This window comes from Streptomyces sp. DSM 110735, from assembly GCF_016482685.1.
Lineage (GTDB): Bacteria > Actinomycetota > Actinomycetes > Streptomycetales > Streptomycetaceae > Streptomyces.
The window spans coordinates 75,053-93,092 of sequence record NZ_JACYHF010000013.1 but is presented as its reverse complement, the minus strand read 5'-3'; the positions used below and the strand labels follow the sequence as shown (position 1 = coordinate 93,092).

The 18,040-nt window shown below is 70.7% G+C and carries 18 protein-coding genes; 7 read left to right on the top strand and 11 right to left on the bottom strand.

Annotated elements, in window-relative coordinates; genetic code table 11:
• Window positions 1–55: 55 nt before the first annotated feature.
• From IF655_RS20525 to IF655_RS20500, 6 genes are all read right to left on the bottom strand, one after another.
• Complete coding sequence (locus tag IF655_RS20525; RefSeq protein WP_307814984.1) at window positions 56–373, bottom strand: putative quinol monooxygenase; 318 nt, start codon at window positions 371–373, stop codon at window positions 56–58.
• A 68-nt stretch (window positions 374–441) separates the two neighbouring features.
• Window positions 442–858 carry an SsgA family sporulation/cell division regulator gene (locus tag IF655_RS20520; protein WP_199586446.1) on the bottom strand — a complete coding sequence of 139 codons (417 nt, stop codon included), beginning with the start codon at window positions 856–858 and terminating at the stop codon, window positions 442–444.
• Window positions 859–874: 16 nt separating this feature from the next.
• Window positions 875–1,072, bottom strand: coding sequence for a hypothetical protein (locus tag IF655_RS20515; protein ID WP_199586445.1), 198 nt, complete (start codon window positions 1,070–1,072; stop codon window positions 875–877).
• Window positions 1,073–1,266: 194 nt separating this feature from the next.
• Window positions 1,267–2,745: an NAD(P)/FAD-dependent oxidoreductase gene (locus IF655_RS20510; protein WP_199586444.1), complete on the bottom strand. Its 1,479-nt coding sequence runs from the start codon at window positions 2,743–2,745 to the stop codon at window positions 1,267–1,269.
• Window positions 2,746–2,773: 28 nt separating this feature from the next.
• The gene (locus tag IF655_RS20505; protein WP_199586443.1) at window positions 2,774–4,588 is read right to left on the bottom strand and encodes a DUF3556 domain-containing protein; all 1,815 of its coding nucleotides are present in this window, start codon (window positions 4,586–4,588) and stop codon (window positions 2,774–2,776) included.
• A 77-nt stretch (window positions 4,589–4,665) separates the two neighbouring features.
• Window positions 4,666–6,126, bottom strand: coding sequence for a class I adenylate-forming enzyme family protein (locus tag IF655_RS20500; RefSeq protein ID WP_199586442.1), 1,461 nt, complete (start codon window positions 6,124–6,126; stop codon window positions 4,666–4,668).
• A gap of 221 nt (window positions 6,127–6,347) precedes the next feature.
• Between IF655_RS20500 and IF655_RS20495 the strand changes: the two genes are divergently transcribed.
• The 4 genes from IF655_RS20495 (at window position 6,348) to IF655_RS20480 (ending at window position 10,072) form a co-directional block, all read left to right on the top strand.
• Window positions 6,348–7,583 carry a CdaR family transcriptional regulator gene (locus IF655_RS20495; protein ID WP_242488842.1) on the top strand — a complete coding sequence of 412 codons (1,236 nt, stop codon included), beginning with the start codon at window positions 6,348–6,350 and terminating at the stop codon, window positions 7,581–7,583.
• Window positions 7,584–7,939: 356 nt separating this feature from the next.
• Entirely contained in the window at window positions 7,940–8,932 is a 993-nt protein-coding gene (dhaK, locus tag IF655_RS20490; RefSeq protein ID WP_199586440.1) for a dihydroxyacetone kinase subunit DhaK, read from the top strand.
• Window positions 8,933–9,060: 128 nt separating this feature from the next.
• Entirely contained in the window at window positions 9,061–9,669 is a 609-nt protein-coding gene (dhaL, locus tag IF655_RS20485) for a dihydroxyacetone kinase subunit DhaL (protein WP_199586439.1), read from the top strand.
• On the top strand, window positions 9,662–10,072 hold the full coding sequence (locus IF655_RS20480; protein WP_199586438.1) for a PTS-dependent dihydroxyacetone kinase phosphotransferase subunit DhaM: 411 nt from the start codon (window positions 9,662–9,664) through the stop codon (window positions 10,070–10,072). The genes dhaL and IF655_RS20480 overlap by 8 nt, the downstream gene beginning before the upstream one ends.
• Before the next feature lie 90 nt (window positions 10,073–10,162).
• Here IF655_RS20480 and IF655_RS20475 read toward each other — a convergent pair whose 3' ends face one another.
• Window positions 10,163–10,864: a glycoside hydrolase family 75 protein gene (locus tag IF655_RS20475; RefSeq protein ID WP_199586436.1), complete on the bottom strand. Its 702-nt coding sequence runs from the start codon at window positions 10,862–10,864 to the stop codon at window positions 10,163–10,165.
• 370 nt (window positions 10,865–11,234) lie between these two features.
• On the opposite strand from IF655_RS20475, the gene IF655_RS20470 reads away from it, so the two are divergent.
• A complete protein-coding gene (locus IF655_RS20470) occupies window positions 11,235–12,215 on the top strand; it encodes a fibronectin type III domain-containing protein (RefSeq protein WP_199586434.1) in 981 nt (326 codons plus the stop codon).
• Window positions 12,216–12,398: 183 nt separating this feature from the next.
• A complete protein-coding gene (locus IF655_RS31805) occupies window positions 12,399–13,079 on the top strand; it encodes a hypothetical protein (protein ID WP_199586432.1) in 681 nt (226 codons plus the stop codon).
• A 48-nt stretch (window positions 13,080–13,127) separates the two neighbouring features.
• Here the strand turns inward: IF655_RS31805 and IF655_RS20460 are convergent, their stop codons facing one another.
• Complete coding sequence (locus tag IF655_RS20460; protein ID WP_199586430.1) at window positions 13,128–13,727, bottom strand: PadR family transcriptional regulator; 600 nt, start codon at window positions 13,725–13,727, stop codon at window positions 13,128–13,130.
• Between the two features lie 25 nt (window positions 13,728–13,752).
• On the bottom strand, window positions 13,753–15,768 hold the full coding sequence (locus IF655_RS20455; RefSeq protein WP_199586428.1) for an NADPH-dependent 2,4-dienoyl-CoA reductase: 2,016 nt from the start codon (window positions 15,766–15,768) through the stop codon (window positions 13,753–13,755).
• Between the two features lie 152 nt (window positions 15,769–15,920).
• Between IF655_RS20455 and IF655_RS20450 the strand changes: the two genes are divergently transcribed.
• The gene (locus IF655_RS20450; RefSeq protein WP_199586426.1) at window positions 15,921–16,313 is read left to right on the top strand and encodes a tautomerase family protein; all 393 of its coding nucleotides are present in this window, start codon (window positions 15,921–15,923) and stop codon (window positions 16,311–16,313) included.
• A gap of 34 nt (window positions 16,314–16,347) precedes the next feature.
• On the opposite strand, the gene IF655_RS20445 is transcribed toward IF655_RS20450, so the two are convergent.
• Together IF655_RS20445 and IF655_RS20440 are read right to left on the bottom strand one after the other, a co-directional pair.
• On the bottom strand, window positions 16,348–16,719 hold the full coding sequence (locus tag IF655_RS20445; RefSeq protein WP_199586424.1) for a hypothetical protein: 372 nt from the start codon (window positions 16,717–16,719) through the stop codon (window positions 16,348–16,350).
• Window positions 16,720–16,857: 138 nt separating this feature from the next.
• Window positions 16,858–17,736, bottom strand: coding sequence for a hypothetical protein (locus IF655_RS20440; protein ID WP_199586422.1), 879 nt, complete (start codon window positions 17,734–17,736; stop codon window positions 16,858–16,860).
• Window positions 17,737–18,040: the final 304 nt, after the last annotated feature.

Here is an 18,040-nt window from a genome sequence, read left to right as displayed (position 1 = left end):
AGTCGGCACACACCGTGCCGACTGCGGCCCCACGCACCGCTGGTGAGGGCGAGTGTCAGAGACTGCCCTTGTCCGGGACGCCGGCCGGGAGCGCGTCGAGGACGACGACATCAGGAGCCCCGTCCAGGGCGTCAGCGAGGGCCTTTCCGACCTTGGCCATCGCCGGTCCCTTGCGATGCGCCTGGAGGTCCTGCTCGGATTCCCACTTCTCCACCATGACGAAGTGACCTTCCGTTCCCTGCTTCTTGTGCAAGGAATAACGGGAACAGCCGGGCTCGGCATGCACATCCGGCACCGCCTCCCGAAGAACCTTCTCCACGAGATCCTCCTGGCCCGGCTTCGCGATCAGATGGGCAACGATGACGAGGGACACAATAACCACTCCTTAATGTGGACTCATTGTTGGCGCTGATTGATTTTGTCGAGTCGGCGGGTAAATCCTCAGCCCACTTCTTCCAACACATCACGCAGCTCGTCCTCCAGGTCGAGAAACTTCGACTCCCGGCCTGGCGGCACTTCTTCACAGGTTCTGGCGAGCCACGAGCGCACGTCCTCCAGCGGACCCTCGAACAGAGCCTCCTGGCCGGGTGCGGAAAGGGCGATGCTCACGATGTCGCCGTTGGGACTCCGCCCCGGCCGGATCCGCACATCGCCCTCACCGCACGGCTCCCGCACTCCCAGAGCGAGCAGCTCCCGTGCGAAGACCCAGGTGGCCGCGCTGGCCGTGCCCGCGGCGAAGGTGAAATGGACGGCATAGGGGTCGTAGGGGCTGTACGACAGTCGGGTGGGTACGGGAATGTCCAGACCCGGTGCGGCCACGAGCCGCATTTCGCAGACATCCTCGATGAAAACATCCATCAGCGTTCTTGCCGAGCTAACGATGGGGCATTTCATCGTCGCAGAACTGCACCAACTGGTCGTACACCCACGGGTAGTAGCGACTGTCGAGAACAGTCCGAGTCCAGGACGAGTCATGGGAGTCGTGGCCGACGGTGTGCTCCGCGTAGACGTCCGCGCAGTGGGCGGGGCGGTGGTCGGAGCCGCTCCGTACGGCGCTCTCCGCCACGGTCACACGCGGCCCGTGTCCATCCACCGGCGCGGTGGCCGCCGCTGCGGAGCCACCCGCGGCAAGCAGAGCACATCCGGCAATCGCCACGGAGGCGGCCGCCTACGCTGCTCGCACTATGAGCTTGCTCATGATCATCCCCTTGCCTTGTACACCCCTTCTTTCCGGAAGGGAGGAGCCGGTTGAGTTCCATGACGAACCTACGCGCCCGCTGCTTCGCCCCAGCGCCGCTCTCCTACATGTTTCTGTAGCAGATCTTTTTTCCGTGAGGTGAGGTGTTTCAGAGCCCTGGCGGCGGCGTGAGCACCGCACATGCCGTGGGCGCCGGGACCGGGCGGTGTAGCCGCCGAACAGATGAAATGCCCCGGCACGCCGGTGTCGTACGGGTGGGTCACGGCGCCGGGTCCAAGCAGCATCTGCCGGACGTCCTTCGCACCGGTGAGGATGTCGCCGCCCACGAAGTTGGGATTGTCCGCGGCGAAGGCGGCGGGTGGATGGGGCGCGGCTCCGACGATCCGTTCCCGGAAGCCGGGAGCGAACCGTTCGATCTGGGCGACGACGGCTTGCGTGATGTCGCCGTCGTAGCCGTGGGGGACGTGGGCGTAGGCCCAGACGGGGTGGACGTCGCCGACCGAGCGGGAGGGGTCCGCCAGGTACTGCTGGCCCACGAGGACGAAGGGCCGCTCAGGGAGATGTCCGGCGTGTACCGCGCGTTCGGCGGTGGCGATCTCGGCGGGCGGCCCGCCGAGATGCACGGTGCCGGACCTGCGTGCGGCTTCGGCTCGCCACGGCACGCCGTCCTCGACCGCGAAGTCGACTTTGTGGGCCGCGGGACCGTGGCGGAACCGTTCGTAGGCCCGCCGGACGCGCGGCGGCAGTCGATCGCCCAGGATCTGGGCCAGTGCGGTCGGGGCCAGATCCCACAGGACGACGTCCGAGGGAGGAATCCGGGACGCCGACCGCACCCACACCCCCGTTTCGACCTTGCCGCCGAGGTCGCGAAGGAGTGCGGCCAGCGCATGGGTGATCGCGCGCGATCCGCCTTCGGCCACCGCCCAGCCGTGCCGGTGGCCGGCGGTGAGGATGCCGAGCCCGATCGCCGAGGAGAACGGCTCGTGGAGGGGACGGAAGGCGTGTGCGGCCACGCCCAGCCACAGGGCACGGGCCTGCGGCGTACGGAACACCCGGGCGAGGGCGAGCGCGGGCAGCGGGGTCGGCGCGCCGAAGCGGGCGAGCCTCAGCGGATGAGCGGGCAGCCTCAGCAACGGGCCGAGGATGTCCTCGCTGAGCGCGTCGTAGCCCCTCACCGGTGCCTCGAACAGGGTGCGCCAACGACGTTCGTCGGGCCCCAGGTGGGCGGCTGTCTCGGTGACCGAGCGGTACAGCACCCCTGCCGTGCCGTCGTCGAGCGGATGGACGCAGTCGATCTCCGGCAGACGCCACCGCAGCCCGTAGCGGTGAAGCTCCAGGCCGGTCAGGAGCGGGGATCCCACGGCCATGGGGTGGACGGCCGAGCAGTGGTCGTGCAGGAGACCCGGCACGATCGCCTCGACCGTGCGCGTGCCGCCACCGATCTCGGGGGCACCTTCGAGCACGGTGACGTCGACTCCCGCGCGGGCCAGTACGACGGCGGCGGCCAGGCCGTTGGGACCGCTGCCGACTACCGTCGCGGTGGTCATCGTTCCTCCACTGTGCAGCGGCTGCCGTTCACGCCGAACTCCCCAGGGCAGCGCCGTCGTGGCCCGCGGCGGGGTCCGCCTCCCGCTGCTCTCGTCGGAACGTGACGGTCAGTGGGATCGGCCCGTTCGGCAGCCACGGCTGCTCGTTCACCGCGTCCGTGACCTTCCAGTAGCCGCGCTCGACGACTCCGAGAGCGGCGTCGATCACCTTGTAGTGCTGCACCGCGGAGTGGATGGCCTGGGACTCGACCCAGACGATGATCCACTCCCCCGGCGCGAAGCCGACGCGCCGCTGCACGGCACGGATCAGATCCTCGTCGTGCAGGTGGCCGTCGCCGAAGTTGAAGCCGATCAGCGAGTTGCATCCGAACTCGGCCTCACGGATGGTCCGGGAGTCCAGGTCGGGGAGAGTGTTCGCCAGCACACTGAGCAGGCCGCGTCCCTGACTGTGCATCGACCGCCACGCCACCGGCTGCTGCATGGTGATCTCAGCCGCTTCCGGGGAGTAGCCCATCGCCCGTAGCTGATCGATCTGGTTCACCGTGGGCCGGTGGGCCACGGTGTTGAGCTTGGCTTCCGCACCCGGGGCGAAGGTCCAGAGCGCCGAGGCCCAGTTCCCCGCGTACTGCCGCATCGACGGCAGGAAGGAGACGAGGTCCGGCCGCAGGTTGCCGAGGACGGGGAAGAACACCAGCCCGGCGGTGATCAGCAGCGTGAGCCAGACGGAGGACATGTCGGTGACGCCGTAGCCACCGTCGTTCGGGAACCCGAGGAACAGGAACACCGCGAGGTAGCCGAAGAGGATGTTCCACTCCAGCGGAACCGCCAGGGGGAACGTCGAGGTGATGAACAGGTGGAACACCACCATGAGCACCACGGCGGCGGCGGTGAGCCGGTGATCGGTGGAGAAGAGCAGGATCAGCGGGGTGACGACCTCCACGGTCGTGCCGCCGACGTGTGCCATGAACGTCGCGAGCCTCGACGGGCGCAGATCGCGGGGGAAGTCGCGGTAGTGCGCCCGCCTGATCCATTTGCCGGGCACGCAGGGGCTGTTGGAGACCATCGGCGGGACGACGTTGCTGAAGTGCCGCCCGAACTTCGACACCCCGGCACCGACCCAGACGCACACGATGAGCAGCTTCGCCGCGACGATCATGTCGACGAACGGCAGGAAGGCGAAGAACACCAGCGCGGGCAGGTACTGTTCGCCGCGGAACGCGAGGAAGAGCGTCTTGTCCCGTAGGCCGATCAGGACGTACAGGACGATCGGCGCGTACAGCAGCCTCGGATCGACCAGCCCGGTGGTGTTGCCCGGCAGGGCCGCCGCCAGGGTGCCGCTGTGGACGCCGGGCAGCACGAGGGCCGTCAACGCGGTTGCCAGGAAGGCGAGATAGAGGATCACGTCGATGACGCCCCGGGTGTCACCGCCGGTGAAGGGCACTCGTTTCCACGGCCGCAGCCGGATGCTTCCGGGGCGTGCCCAGAAGAGGATGCCGCCGGTCATCGGTGTGAACTTGCCCGCCAGCGGTCCCCAGGAGCCGGCCAGCCCGACGGCCTCCAGCAATACGGTCCACAGCACGAGCTTCTGGTAGACGATCGGTTCGTTCCACCATGCGGCGACGTCCCAGAAGGGGGCGGTGCCGGAGGTCAGGGTGGCCAGCGCGGTACCGACGCCCACGTACAGGACGAGCAGTTTCACGACGTACACGGTGTGGATCATCTTCGGGCTGCCGAAGCCGTACTGCACCCAGTGCAGTGCGAGTGTCTTCGTTCGTTCGAACAGTGGCTGGTCGAGGAAGGTCTCGGGATCGACCGGGGGGAAGTTCCCCGTCTTGAAGCCCATTCTGGCTCTCCTTCGAGCGTGTTTCAGGGCAGAGCGGTTGCGCGGGGTGTGCCGGGTGATTCCGTTCTCCGGGTCTGTCAGCCGGTGGGCGCCAGTTCACGTCGTAGCGTCGGCTTGTCGAGCTTCCCGACCGGGTTCTTCGGCAGCTCGTCCCTGATGTCGATGCGGGCCGGGATCTTGATCTTCGCGAGCCGCTCGGCGCAGTGGGCGGTCAGGTCGTCGACCGTGGCGTGCGCGCCGGGGTACAGCGTCACGAAGGCGACCGGTATCTCGCCGAGGACCGCGTCCGGGGCTCCCACGACGGCCGCCTCCAGCACCGCGGGATGCGCGTGGAGCGCGTTCTCGATCTCCTTGGGATAGAGGTTCTCGCCGCCCCGGATGATCATGTCCTTGATGCGGTCCACGAGGACCAGATAGCCGTCCTCGTCGAACCGGCCGACGTCGCCGGTGTGGAGCCAGCCGTCGACGATCGTGGCCGCGGTCTCCTCCGGCCGGTTGAGGTAGCCGCGCATCACGTTCGGGCCCTGGACGACGACCTCGCCGGTGCCGTCGGTGACGATCCGCCCCTGCGGGTCCATCAGCGCGACGCGCTGACCGGGCAGGGGGAGTCCGACCGTGCCGGGCTTGCGGCGGCCGTCGAGGGGGTTGGTCGTCGTCGCGCACGTTCCCTCCGACAGCCCGTAGCCCTCCACCAGGGGCACGTCGTAGCGCTCCTCGAACCGCGCGATGAGCTGCGCGGGCATCGGCGCGGCACCGCACACGGCGACGCGCAGCGACGACACGTCGGGCCGGACGTCGGCCGGGAGTCCGGCGAGCATCGCGTAGATGGCGGGGACGGCCGAGAAATAGGTGGGCCGCACGCGTTCGACCGTCTCGAAGAAGGTCGTCGCGCTGAACCGCCCCGCGATGGTGGCCCGTCCGCCGGCCCGCAGCGGGGACAGGATGCTCACGACGATCCCGTTGACGTGGAACAGGGGCAGGATGAGCAGGCTGTGGTCACGGGGGCCGATGTCCAAGCGGGAGACGATCATCTCCGTCATGGCCCGTACGTTCCCGTGGTCGAGCATCACGCCCTTGGGGCGGCCGGTCGTGCCGCTGGTGTAGATGAGCAGGGCGAGTGCGGAGTCGTCCGGGTGGTCGGAGGAGGCGTCGTCCCCCGGGTCCCCGGTCTTCCGCGGGTCGGCGAGGTCGTTCACGTCCAGCGTGACGAGTTCCCCGCCGGCCTCTCCGACGACGACACGGGCGCCGGCGTCCGCGATCTGGTAGCGGGCTTCGTCCACGGTGAGGGCGGGGTTGACCGGCGTGAGCGCCGCGCCGAGCCGCCAGGCCGCGAACAGGGCGATCACCAGCTCGGCACGGTTGGGCAGCAGGACGGCGACGACATCGCCCCTGGACACCCCGTGGGCCCGCAGTACGGCCGCGGCGGTACGCACCCGGACGGCGAACGCGGTGTTGTCCAGGGTGGTCCGATCGTCCGACAGACCGGGTCCGAGCGGGTCGCGCGCGGCGCGCTCTTCGGGCAGCAGGGCAAGGTGCATGGGCGTCGTCCTCTCGTCTACGGCCGCGACACCACGTGGTCCCCGGGTGCCGCGCCGTCGCGTCACTGTGCGATAGGACCGTAGAAAGCGGATGTGACGTGGACCATGGGCCGGGGAACCGAAGCTTCCACGAGACGTTGTGCCGGCGTCACAACGGCGTTACAGCGAGGTGACTCGCGCGCGTCTGCCGCATGAGGGCAGGTCTTGCTACGGTGCGCGCCATGCCCACTGCTGTCGACGCTCTCGTGGCCGAGGTGGCACGTGCCATCGAGGCGGACCTGCCCGCGCTCACCGAGGAGATGACCACCTGGTTCACGGAGGTCATCCCGGAGTTCCAGCACGACGAGACGGTCCGCGGACTCATGGTGGCGAGCACGTCGTCCAATCTGGTGGCCATCGTCGACCTGCTCAGGCACTCCATCCCCGTCGAACAGATCTCCGTCCCGACGGCCGCCGCGGAGTACGCCCGCCGGTTCGCCCAGCACTCCTTGTCCCTGGAGGCATTGCTGCGGGCGTACCGGCTCGGTGAGAACCGGTTCACGACATGGGGCATCACGGCACTGGACCGGCTCGACGGAGTCCCGACCGGGCTGGCGCTCGCCGCCGTCGCCGAATTGTCTGTTCGTACCAACAGTTACATCGACCAGGTCATCGAGGGCTTGATCGCGATCTACGAGACGGAACGACGGCTCTGGAACAGCCGCATCGGAGCTGCCCGAGCCGCGCAGATCCGCCTCGTGCTGCAGTCGGAGAACCTGTCGGAGGCGGAGGTCTGTCACCTCCTCGGCATCCCGATGACGTGCTGGCACACCGCCGCGGTCGTGTGGCTGCCCGCCGAGGGACCGAACACGGCTGGGTCCCTCGACGCCGCCGCGCGCCTGATGCAGGAGGTCTCCGGATCCGGAACACCTCTGACGCTGCTCAACGACGAGCGCACGATGTGGATCTGGACGCAGCACCCGGCGCCCCGGCGCCTCGACCTCGACCGGCTTCGCGAGGGCGTGCTCGGTCTCGGCACCGACGTGCGGGTCGCACTCGGCGGCCAGGCACCAGGACTGGACGGGTTCCGCGGCTCGCTGCGTGAGGCCATGCGCGCCAAGGCGGTCGCCGAGACCGGGCAGAACGGCTCACCCGTTGTCCTCGCCTTCGATGACATCGCGGTCGCCGCGTTGCTCACGGAGAATGCGGATGACCTCGAACGCTGGGTCACTCGCGTGCTCGGCGCTCTCGTGACCGACGCCCCCGGCAACGGTCAACTCCGCGACACCGTCATGGCGTACCTCAAGTCGGGGGGCAGCTACACCCAGGCGGCGGCGCGGCTGCACCTGCACAAGAACACCGTGCACTACCGCATCCGCAAGGCCGAGGAACTGCTCGGCCGTCCGCTGACCGAGGACCGCCTGGACGTCGAGGTGGCTCTCCTGGCCAGAGCCCTGCTGTGGCGGCGGCGCCAGTGACCGGCGCGCTTTCACGGAGCCCGGCGCTTCATGACAAAGCCTGCCGATATCGCCACTCCCCCATGAAGCATCCACGCGCCTGCTTCTCACGCCAGGACCACCCGTATGGCTGACGCGCGCCCCCCTGAACCTTGAAGTCGATGCCGCCGGGCACCCGCACCGACTGTATGACCAGCACACACCACGCTTCCACAGGCCGAGCACGCCGGCGGGCACGTCACGATCTTTGAGCTGACCCCCGGCGTGCGCGCAGCGCAAGCACGACCACCTTCCGCACTCCACGTGACCTTCGCTGCCACAAGGTCGATACTGCCGACAGCAGGGGCCCCGTCTGTCAGCCTCATCAGGAGGTACCGATGAAGATGTTGATCAACGTCCCGGAGACCGTGGTGGCGGATGCGCTGCGGGGTATGGCGGCCGCGTATCCGGATCTGAACGTGGACGTGGAGAACCGGATCGTCGTGCGGCGGGACGCGCCGGTCGAGGGGCAGGTCGGGCTGGTGTCGGGCGGGGGGTCGGGGCACGAGCCGTTGCACGGGGGGTTCGTCGGGCCGGGGATGCTGTCCGCGGCGTGTCCGGGTGAGGTGTTCACCTCGCCGGTGCCGGATCAGATGGCCCGGGCGGCTGCCGCCGTGGACAGCGGGGCCGGGGTGCTGTTCATCGTGAAGAACTACACCGGCGACGTGCTGAACTTCGACATGGCGGCCGAGCTGGCCGAGGACGAGGGCATTCAGGTCGGCAAGGTACTGGTCAACGACGACGTGGCGGTGACCGACAGCCTGTTCACCGCCGGGCGGCGCGGCACCGGGGCGACGCTGTTCGTGGAGAAGATCGCCGGGGCGGCAGCGGCCGAGGGACAGCCGCTGGAGCGCGTCGAGGCGATCGGGCGGCAGGTGAACGAGAACGCGCGCAGCTTCGGTGTCGCGCTGAGCGCCGTCACCACCCCGGCCAAGGGGTCCCCGACCTTCGATCTGCCGCCCGGCGAACTGGAGTTGGGCATCGGCATCCACGGTGAGCCAGGTCGCGAGCGGCGCCCGATGATGACCTCCGGCGAGATCGCGGACTTCGCGGTGAACGCCATCCTGGAGGACATGCCGCCGCGCAACCCCGTGCTGCTCCTGGTCAACGGCATGGGCGGCACCCCACTGCTTGAGCTGTTCGGCTTCAACGCCGAGGTGCAGCGGGTGCTCTCGGAACGGGGGGTCGCGGTGGCCCGTACCCTCGTCGGCAACTACGTCACCTCCCTCGACATGGCGGGCGCCTCCGTGACCCTGTGCCAGGCCGACGAGGAGCTGCTGCGGCTGTGGGACGCGCCGGTGAAGACCCCGGCGCTGCGCTGGGGGATGTGAACCGCCGCCCGGCAACCCACCAGCCCGCCCGCCCGCGCGCCCGGTGACCCGACCGTCCCCACCGCCCGCGGCCCGGTGTTCCCCGCCACCGCCGGAGGCACACCGTCCCGCCCCTTCAAGGAGGCCCAGTGCTCGACGCCGATTTCTTCCGCCGCTGGATCACGGCGGCCGCCTCGTCCATCGACCAGCAGGCCGACCGGCTCACCGCTCTCGACTCGGCCATCGGTGACGCCGACCACGGCAGCAACATGCAGCGCGGCTTCGCGGCCGTGGTGACCGCCCTGAAGGAGGAGGCGCCGGACACCCCGGGTGCGGTGCTGACGCTGGCCGGGCGCAAGCTGATATCGACGGTCGGTGGCGCCTCCGGACCGCTCTACGGCACGCTGCTGCGCCGGGCGGGCAAGGCGCTCGGTGACGACACCGAGGTGAGCGAGGCGCAGTTGGCCGAGGCGCTCAGGGCCGGGGTGGACGGGGTGCGGGCGCTCGGCGGCGCGGCGCCCGGTGACAAGACGATGCTCGACGCCCTCGTCCCGGCCGTGGACGCGCTCGCCGACGGTTTCGCTGCCGCGCGCTCGGCAGCCGAGGAGGGCGCGGTGGCCACCGTTCCCCTGCTCGCCCGCAAGGGGCGGGCCAGTTATCTGGGCGAGCGCAGCATCGGCCACCAGGACCCGGGCGCCACGTCGTCCGCCCTGCTGATCGCGGCGCTCGCGGAGACGGCGGAGGTGTCCGGTGAGTGACGGAGCGCTGGTCGGGATCGTGCTGGTGTCGCACAGTGCCGGTGTCGCGGAGTCGGTGGCGGAGCTGGCGAAGGGGCTCGCGGGCGGAGCCGAGTCGGTGCCCGTCGCGGCGGCGGGCGGCACCGAGGGCGGCGGGCTCGGGACGAGCGCCGAGCTGATCGGCGCCGCTGCCGCCGCCGTGGACCAGGGAGCCGGGGTCGCCGTCCTCACCGACCTCGGCAGCGCGGTCCTCACCGTGAAGGCACTGCTCGCGGAGGGCGACGAACTCCCCGCGAACACCCGCCTGGTGGACGCCCCGTTCCTGGAGGGCGCGGTGGCCGCGGTGGTGACGGCGGGGACGGGCGCCGATCTGGACGCGGTGGCGGCGGCGGCCGAGGAGGCGTACGACTACCGGAAGGTGTGAGCGGTCCCGCACACGGGCTGCACAGGCTGTACGCAGAGTACGGCGCCCCTCGCGCCGGCCAGAAAGCCGAGCCGGACCGCCCCCGCCCCCTCAGCCCGCGTGCCGCACAAGGCGCCGAGCCAACCGTTCTCCCAGCGCCACCGCCTCCGCGTGGTCCTCGATCGGCCTGGCCCGCGCGCCCTTGAACACGATGTACGTGACACCCGAAGGCACGCCCCCGTAGCGGGGGTTGGGGTCGAAGCCGAGCGCACGCGCCGTCGCGTAGGACGCCTCACCGATGACGTCGCGGGGGCCGGTGTCGCCGACGACGGCGTACGCGACCCGGTTCCGGTACAGCACGGCGGCGACCGAGCCGCCCCGGATGCCGTGGGCGCGGAAGTTCCAGCGGGGTCCCGCGGGCGGGAGGACGATGTAGGGCAGCTTCTCGGCGTTCAGCATCCGGCCGTCGGACTGCCGGAAGGCGGTGGTCGCGGCGAATGCGGGGTCGGTGCGGTGGTTGCAGTGGACGGTGGGGCGGCCGTCGCAGTCGACGTCCAGGTCCGCCTTCCAGTGGACCGCCTCGCGGGTGCCGCAGATCCGGACCCGGGCCGGGGCTCCGGCGTCCTCGCGGTACCGGCCGCGCGAGATCTGGTCGCATCCGCCGACCGCGCGCCGCAGTTGGGCAGCGCTCACCCCGACCACTTCGTGGAACACGACGCGCTTCGGGTACGGCACGGATGCGGCGGCGGGACACACGGTCGGGGCGAGAAGGGCAACGCCTGTGGCGGCCAGCGTCAGCGTCCGGACACGCACTCTGTGGACCCTTTCGTGGGGGACATTTCCGGCCCACCTTGCACAATCGGGGTGCGCGGCAACGTGCTCGTCCACCCGGTTGGGGCCGGATGGAGCAGCGTCCTGACACTCGACGAGAAACCGGCGGGGGCCGGGGTCCGAGCCTGCGGCGGCTCGCCCCGGCCACCCGCGACGGCGCGGCTCAGGCGACGACAGCGTGTCCGCGTCCCACTGAACTCCTGCCGTTTCCGGTGGAGTTCAGCCACAGGGTGCTCTCAGCATACGTAACTCCCCCACATAACTCACCACCGCGCCCCCTTGCCGTGACCGGTCCCGCCCGGCATATTGGTCCGGACCTTTGCCGTGACGCCGTCCCCCGGGAGGCAGCACCGTGCGCTGTGTTCCGCTCCGCTTACTGGTGGTCTGTACGGCGCTGCTGCTGGTCGCGTCCTGCGGCGGAGCGGACGGCGGTGACGGCGACGACGGCCGGGCACCGGGTGCTCCGACGGGCGTCACGGCCATGGCGGGGAGCGCCACCAGCGTGCACGTCATGTGGAACGCCTTCGCGGAGCGGACCGGTGCGCACACCTACGAGGTGTATCGCGGCACCACGAAAGTCGCGGAAGTGCCGGGCTCGCAGCACATGGTGGATGTCCCCAGACTCAAGCCGTCGACCATGTATGTCTTCACCGTGCGGGCGCGGGACGCCGACGGCCGGGTGGGCCCGCCGAGCCGCCGGGTCCGGGCGCGGACGCCGGTCGAGGTGGCCGCCGACGACTCGGCGCCGACCCGGCCGGGGCACATGGCAGGGGAACCGGTCGGCAGCAAGGCGGTCCGGCTGTCCTGGTCGGCCGCGCGGGACGAGCGGGGTGTGCGGTCGTACGCCGTCCTCCAGGGCGGCACCGAGATCCACACGGTGGACGGGGAGCGGACCACGGCCGTGGTGACGGGTCTGCGGCCGGGCACCCGGTACACGTTCACCGTCCGGGCCCGGGACACGGCGGGCAACCTCTCACCGGCGAGCACCCCGGTCCGGCTGACCACCCCGGGCACCGACGACGGCCGGGGCACCGCGCCGACGGACTTCACCGCCACGACACACCGGTCCGGCGGCGCGTACTACATCGACCTGGCCTGGGACCCGCCGCGCGTCGACGGGGTGATCACCGAGTACGACATCCAGTTGGACGGGAAGACGGCCACCTCGCTCGTGTGGGGCGGCGAGCCGCCGCGCGGCCGGGCGCGCTACAGCTTCTACGCCGGGCGGGAGGCGGGGACCGAGCACCGGGTACGGCTGCGGGCGCGGCTGCCGGACGGCACCTGGGGCGGACTGTCGGCGGAGTGGACGGTGACGACCGGCGCGCAGGGCTGACCTCCACGAGGGAGCGCGGGCGCGGAACTCCCGCACCGGACGGCCCAGTCCGTCACCTGTGCGGGCGCGCTACGGGTGCGGCGCGGTCCGGGGGCGCGTTTGCTGCCGTTGAGGCAGCACGGACGTTTCGCGATCTCGGCGGCGCACGGGACGTACCGCCGAACCCGCCGCCGGAGGCCAGTCATGCGCAATCCGCGACCCCTGTTCCGCACCGGTCTGTCCCTGGCGGGCGCCGCCGCGCTGCCGGTCCTGTGTGCCGGTCCGTCCGCCGCCGTCTCCGGTATCTCGGTGAGCGCCAACGGGTCCATAGTCTCGGTGGTCACCAGCGCGTGTTCCGCCCAGACCAACGGGAGTTGGGGCAACGCCTCGCTGCTCGTCGGAGGTCAGTCGAGCTTCGAGCAGGGGGTGCGGTCGGCGCTGTCGGGTACGGCGGGCAGCCAGTCCGCGGCCTGGTCGGGGGTGGGCCCGGGGACGTACACGGTGATGGTGATCTGCGCCAACGGCGTCAGCGCGGGCACCAGGTCCATCACGGTGGGGACAGCCTCCGCGCCGACGACCTCCTCGACCTCCCGGCCCACCGCGACACCCTCCCGCAGCGCGGCGGCGCCTTCACCTTCGCGCGGTACGGCCACCCCCTCCCGCAGCGCGGCGGCGTCCTCCCGCATCACGCCAACTCCCTCTCGCGGTACGGCAACCCCCTCCCGCACGGCGGTCACGCCCTCCCGTGGAGTGGCGGGCGGACTCGGCGGCGCCGTGAGCGACTACGGCCCGGTCACCCTCGGCATCGGCTCGGGTCTCGTGGGCTCGGCGGTCATCGCGACGGCCTGGTTCCTGCGCCGCCCGAAGGCGCGTCGGCGATACTGAGCGCGAGCGACTCGGAAGCGGCCCGGGACTGGCCCGGACACGGCGCCCTCAGTCCGCCGAAGCCGCCGTGTCCGCCGTGTCCACCGCGTCCGCCGCGTCCGCCGAAGCCCCTCCAGACAGCGCGGCCACCTCCTCCAGCGCCCCCGCGAGCCACCCCGTCCAGAAAGTCTCCAGGTCGATCCCCGCGCGCAGCACCAGATGCCGGAGCCGGTCCTCGGGGGTGTCCCGGTCCGGCGGGAAATCGCGCCGTTCGATCTCCTCGTACTCCGCCAACTGCCGTCGGTGCAGCTCCAGATGGCGGTGCAGGTCGGTTTCGAGACCCGCCGTGCCGACGACCGCCGCCGCCCGGAGCCGCAGCAGCAGGGTGTCCCGCAGGGGCCTCGGGTCCTGGGCGGCGGCGGTCCAGCGGGCGAGTTCCGCGCGGCCCGCGGGCAGGACCTCGTAGCTCTTCTTCTGGCCCCGGGCCGGCTGCGCGGCGGGCAGCTCGCGGATGAACCCCTCGGCCTCCAGTTTCCCCAGCTCACGGTAGATCTGCTGATGCGTCGCGGACCAGAAGTAGCCGATCGACTTGTCGAAGCGGCGGGTCAGTTCGAGACCGGACGACGGCTTCTCCAGCAGGGCGGTGAGGATGGCGTGCGGGAGTGACATGGGGCTCATCCTAGGGAGACGGTCGCTACAGGCTCGCCGCCAGCTCGGTGCCCTGCTTGATGGCGCGCTTGGCGTCGAGTTCGGCCGCGACGTCGGCGCCGCCGATGAGGTGGGCGTGGTGTCCGGCGGCGATCAGTGTGTCGTAGAGGTCGCGGCGGGGTTCCTGCCCGGTGCACAGCACCACGGTGTCGACCTCCAGGACCGTGCTCTCGCCGTCGACGGTGATGTGGAGTCCGGCGTCGTCGATGCGGTCGTAGCGCACGCCGGGGACCATGGTGACGCCCCGGTGTTTCAGCTCGGTGCGGTGGATCCAGCCGGTGGTCTTGCCGAGTCCGGCGCCGACCTTGCTGGTCTTGCGCTGGAGGAGGTGGACGGTGCGCGGGGGCGCGGGGCGGGTCGGGGCGGTGAGCCCGCCGGGTGCGGTGTAGTCGGTGTCGACGCCCCAGTGCCGGAAGTACGTCGCGGGGTCCTCGCTCGCCTTGTGGCCGCCGTCGGTGAGGAACTCGGCGACGTCGAAGCCGATGCCGCCCGCGCCGAGCACGGCCACGCGGTCGCCGACGGGGGCGCCGTCGCGGAGCACGTCGAGGTAGCCGAGGACGGTCGGGTGGTCGGCGCCGGGGATGTCGGGGGTGCGCGGGGTGACGCCGGTGGCGACCACGACCTCGTCGTACTCCCCGAGGTCGTCGGCGCTGGCGCGGGTGTTCAGGCGTACGTCGACCGCGTGGGCGTCGAGCTGGTGGCGGAAGTAGCGGAGCGTCTCGTCGAACTCCTGCTTGCCGGGGACCTTGCGGGCGACGTTGAGCTGGCCGCCGATCTCGCTCGCGGCGTCGAACAGGGTGACGGCGTGGCCGCGTTCGGCGGCGGTGACGGCGCAGGCGAGGCCGGCCGGACCGGCGCCGACGACGGCGACGCGCTTGCGCAGCCTGGTCGGGGAGAGCACGAGTTCGGTCTCGTGGCAGGCGCGCGGGTTGACCAGGCAGGATGTGATCTTGCCGCTGAAGGTGTGGTCCAGGCACGCCTGGTTGCAGCCGATGCAGGTGTTGATGGCCTCCGGGGTGCCCGCGGCTGCCTTGGCGACGAAGTCGGGGTCGGCCAGCATCGGGCGCGCCACGGAGACCATGTCGGCGACGCCGTCCGCGAGCAACTGCTCGGCGAGATCGGGGGTGTTGATGCGGTTGGTGGTCACCAGCGGGACGGACACCTCGCCCATGAGCTTCTTGGTGACCCAGGTGTAGGCGCCGCGCGGCACGGAGGTGGCGATGGTGGGGATGCGCGCCTCGTGCCAGCCGATGCCGGTGTTGATGATCGTGGCTCCGGCCGCCTCGACGGCCTTGGCGAGGGTGACGACCTCGGGCAGCGAGGAGCCGCCGGGGACCAGGTCCAGCATGGAGAGCCGGTAGACGATGACGAAGTCCTCGCCCACGGCCTCGCGGACGCGGCGGACGATCTCCACGGGGAACCGCATCCGGTTCTCGTACGAGCCGCCCCAGCGGTCGGTGCGGTGGTTGGTGCCCGACGCGATGAACTCGTTGATGAGGTAGCCCTCGGAGCCCATGATCTCGACGCCGTCGTATCCGGCGTGCCGGGCGAGGCGGGCGGCGCGGACGTAGTCGTCGATGGTCCGCTCCACGTCCGCGTCGGTGAGTTCGCGCGGTACGAAGGGGCTGATCGGCGCCTGGAGGGGGCTGGGAGCGACCAGGTCGCGGTGGTAGGCGTAGCGGCCGAAGTGCAGGATCTGCATCGCGATCCGGCCGCCCTCGTGGTGGACGGCGTCGGTGACGACGCGGTGCCGCTCGGCTTCCGCCTCGGTGGTGAGCTTGGCGCCGCCCTCGTAGGGGCGCCCCTCGTCGTTGGGGGCGATGCCGCCGGTGACGATGAGACCCACTCCCCCGCGTGCCCGGGCGGCGTAGAACGCCGCCATCCGCTCGAACCCGCGCTCGGCCTCCTCCAGACCCACGTGCATGGAGCCCATGAGCACGCGGTTGGGGAGTGTGGTGAATCCCAGGTCGAGCGGGGACATCAGGTGCGGGTAACGGCTCATCGGGCCCTCCGTGCGAAATGCGGTCGACCTTTGTTGTAGAGCAAGCTCCCGGGTTTGTGCAACTAGTTGCACAAAGAGCGGCTCGTTTCTGTAACTACCAGTATGTACACTCACGGAGCAAGAAGATCGCGGCAGCAACGGAAGGAACTCCCATGCCCTTCGTCCGTATCGACACGATCGGCGTCGACCCCGGTCGCCTGGACGCGCTCGGGCGCGCCGTGCAGGAGGCGCTGGTCGAGACGCTCGGCGTGCCGCCCGACGACCGCTTCCAGGTGCTCACCGGGCACGACGGCTCGCACGGCACCCTGCGCTACGACGACTTCCTGGGCGTCCACCGGGACGAGGGGATCGTCTTCGTGGCGATCACGATGCGCTCGGGGCGTACCCCCGACCAGAAGCGCGCCCTCTACGGGCGGATCGCCGAGCTGGCACAGGCGTACGCGGGCACCGAGCCGCGCAACGTGCTGATCACCGTGACCGAGAACGAGCCGGTGGACTGGTCGTTCGGGAACGGCGAGGCGCAGTTCGCCCCGGCCGGTACGTGAACCGGCCGGGGCGTACGGGGGACCTCGGTCCGCGTCAGCGGCTTTCCAGGCGCAAGTGGAGTTCGCGTTCCTGGTCGCCGGAGGCGGTGCCGGTCTCCTCGACGGTGAAGATGTCGTCGAGGGTGTGGCGGAACCGGTCCACCGCCCAGTAGCCGCCCTGTACGTCCGCGAGGACGGACGACTCGAGCCGGGCGGGCTCACAGCCCTCGCGGGCCTCGGTGACGACATAGGTGCCGAGCCACACCATCGGACGGGTCTCGTGGAGTTGCTGCGGGACCTCGTCCGTGTCCCGGTCGGAGGCGAAGCAGGCGCTCAGTACGTCGAAGACCACTCGGGCGTCCTCCTTGGAGCATCCGCTGATCTCCACCGAGACGCTTTCCGGGTGCGACGGCTCCGGATTGCTCATGACCGCTCCTTTCCCTGGCCGTGCCGCCCGGACGGGTACCCCGAGGGACGCTCGCCACGCACGAGGAGCGGAGCGACAAAAAAAGGGGGCGCCACGGCCGACCTCGTCAAGAGGAGGCCGTGGCGCCCCGTACGGCTGTCAGCCGCGCGTGAACTTGTACGTCTTGCTGTCCGTCAGCACGCAGAACCCGGGCGACACCACGATCACCCGCAGGGTGCCGGTGCGGCGGTCGTAGTCGATGCCCTCCGCCTCGAAGTTCCCGGAGCAGGAGCTGCGCAGGGGCAACTGGCGCAGCGCCGTGACGTGCCCGGAGACGTTGCCGTTGCCGCCGGGCTGCGCCGAGAGGTCGATCTGGAGCAGCGGCTTGGTCATGCCGAACAGCGAACCCTCCGGGTCGTCGGAGGAGCACAGCAGCGTGGTCGGGCCGGAGAAGTCGCAGCCCTGCACGTCGCGCACCGGGTGGTCCAACTGGACCGTGGAGGCGAGCGGCAGGTCCGCCGAGGGCGAGGTGGAGGCGTTGATGCCGGGGGTGGGGAAGACCAGGAGGCGGTTCATCGTGCCCCACTCCCCCGAGAGCATCCACTGGCCGTCGGGCGAGATGGCGTCCCAGGAGTTGTTGATCGCCTCGCCGGGAGCCAGCGTGTGGACGTACTCCGACCAGGCGCCGCCGGGTGCCTGGACCCGGTACATCTTGGAGTTGCCGGAGTCCCGCTGGTAGGGCTCGATGTAGTAGCCGTTGTACGAGGCGTCCGGGTCGCCGACGTGGTTCCAGCCCCGGGTGGACAGACCCAGCGGGATGGTGCCGATGCCGGTGTAGCGGTTGGGGCTGTTCGCGGGGACCTCGACGGAGGTCAGACCCTGGCTCTCGGTCAGCGGGTCGGCGCGGTCGGAGCCGGTCTCGGTCCAGGTGTCCGCCGCCGAGGCGGGGGTGGCGCCGAGGGACATGACGGCGGCGGTGGCCAGGGTGACGAGGCCGGTGACTAACGCTTGACAGCGCAGCCGGGCAGGCGCGGGCATGGGCCTACTCCTTGAAAAAAAGGGGGGTGGGACATTCGGTCGGCGGACAGTCTGGCCCGGCCGCACGGGCATGTACATACCAATCCGGGAACGTGGTGTGCACAACGGGGTGTGACATCCGTCGCCACGGGAGACGATCGCGGTCCCGCGTGTCCCCGCACGCGGCGGCGCCGACGTTCGCGCGGCCGCGTGTTGAGGGATGGTGGAGTCAGACGGCCACGGCGGCGGAGAGTCGATGTGCACGGTGGAGCGACGGGAGCCGGCCCCGGTGACGGCGTGCCGGGCGGACGGGCGGAGGCGGTGC

Excerpts from the sequence above, each read along its gene's own strand:
- IF655_RS20495 (WP_242488842.1), top strand. The coding sequence starts at position 6,348 with ATGCCCACTGCTGTCGACGCTCTCGTGGCCGAGGTGGCACGTGCCATC.
- IF655_RS20445 (WP_199586424.1), bottom strand. The coding sequence starts at position 16,719 with ATGAGCAATCCGGAGCCGTCGCACCCGGAAAGCGTCTCGGTGGAGATC.
- IF655_RS31805 (WP_199586432.1), top strand. The coding sequence starts at position 12,399 with ATGCGCAATCCGCGACCCCTGTTCCGCACCGGTCTGTCCCTGGCGGGC.
- IF655_RS20505 (WP_199586443.1), bottom strand. The coding sequence starts at position 4,588 with ATGGGCTTCAAGACGGGGAACTTCCCCCCGGTCGATCCCGAGACCTTC.
- IF655_RS20455 (WP_199586428.1), bottom strand. The coding sequence starts at position 15,768 with ATGAGCCGTTACCCGCACCTGATGTCCCCGCTCGACCTGGGATTCACC.
- dhaK (WP_199586440.1), top strand. The coding sequence starts at position 7,940 with ATGAAGATGTTGATCAACGTCCCGGAGACCGTGGTGGCGGATGCGCTG.
- IF655_RS20450 (WP_199586426.1), top strand. The coding sequence starts at position 15,921 with ATGCCCTTCGTCCGTATCGACACGATCGGCGTCGACCCCGGTCGCCTG.
- IF655_RS20440 (WP_199586422.1), bottom strand. The coding sequence starts at position 17,736 with ATGCCCGCGCCTGCCCGGCTGCGCTGTCAAGCGTTAGTCACCGGCCTC.
- IF655_RS20520 (WP_199586446.1), bottom strand. The coding sequence starts at position 858 with ATGGATGTTTTCATCGAGGATGTCTGCGAAATGCGGCTCGTGGCCGCA.
- IF655_RS20510 (WP_199586444.1), bottom strand. The coding sequence starts at position 2,745 with ATGACCACCGCGACGGTAGTCGGCAGCGGTCCCAACGGCCTGGCCGCC.
- IF655_RS20460 (WP_199586430.1), bottom strand. The coding sequence starts at position 13,727 with ATGTCACTCCCGCACGCCATCCTCACCGCCCTGCTGGAGAAGCCGTCG.
- IF655_RS20500 (WP_199586442.1), bottom strand. The coding sequence starts at position 6,126 with ATGCACCTTGCCCTGCTGCCCGAAGAGCGCGCCGCGCGCGACCCGCTC.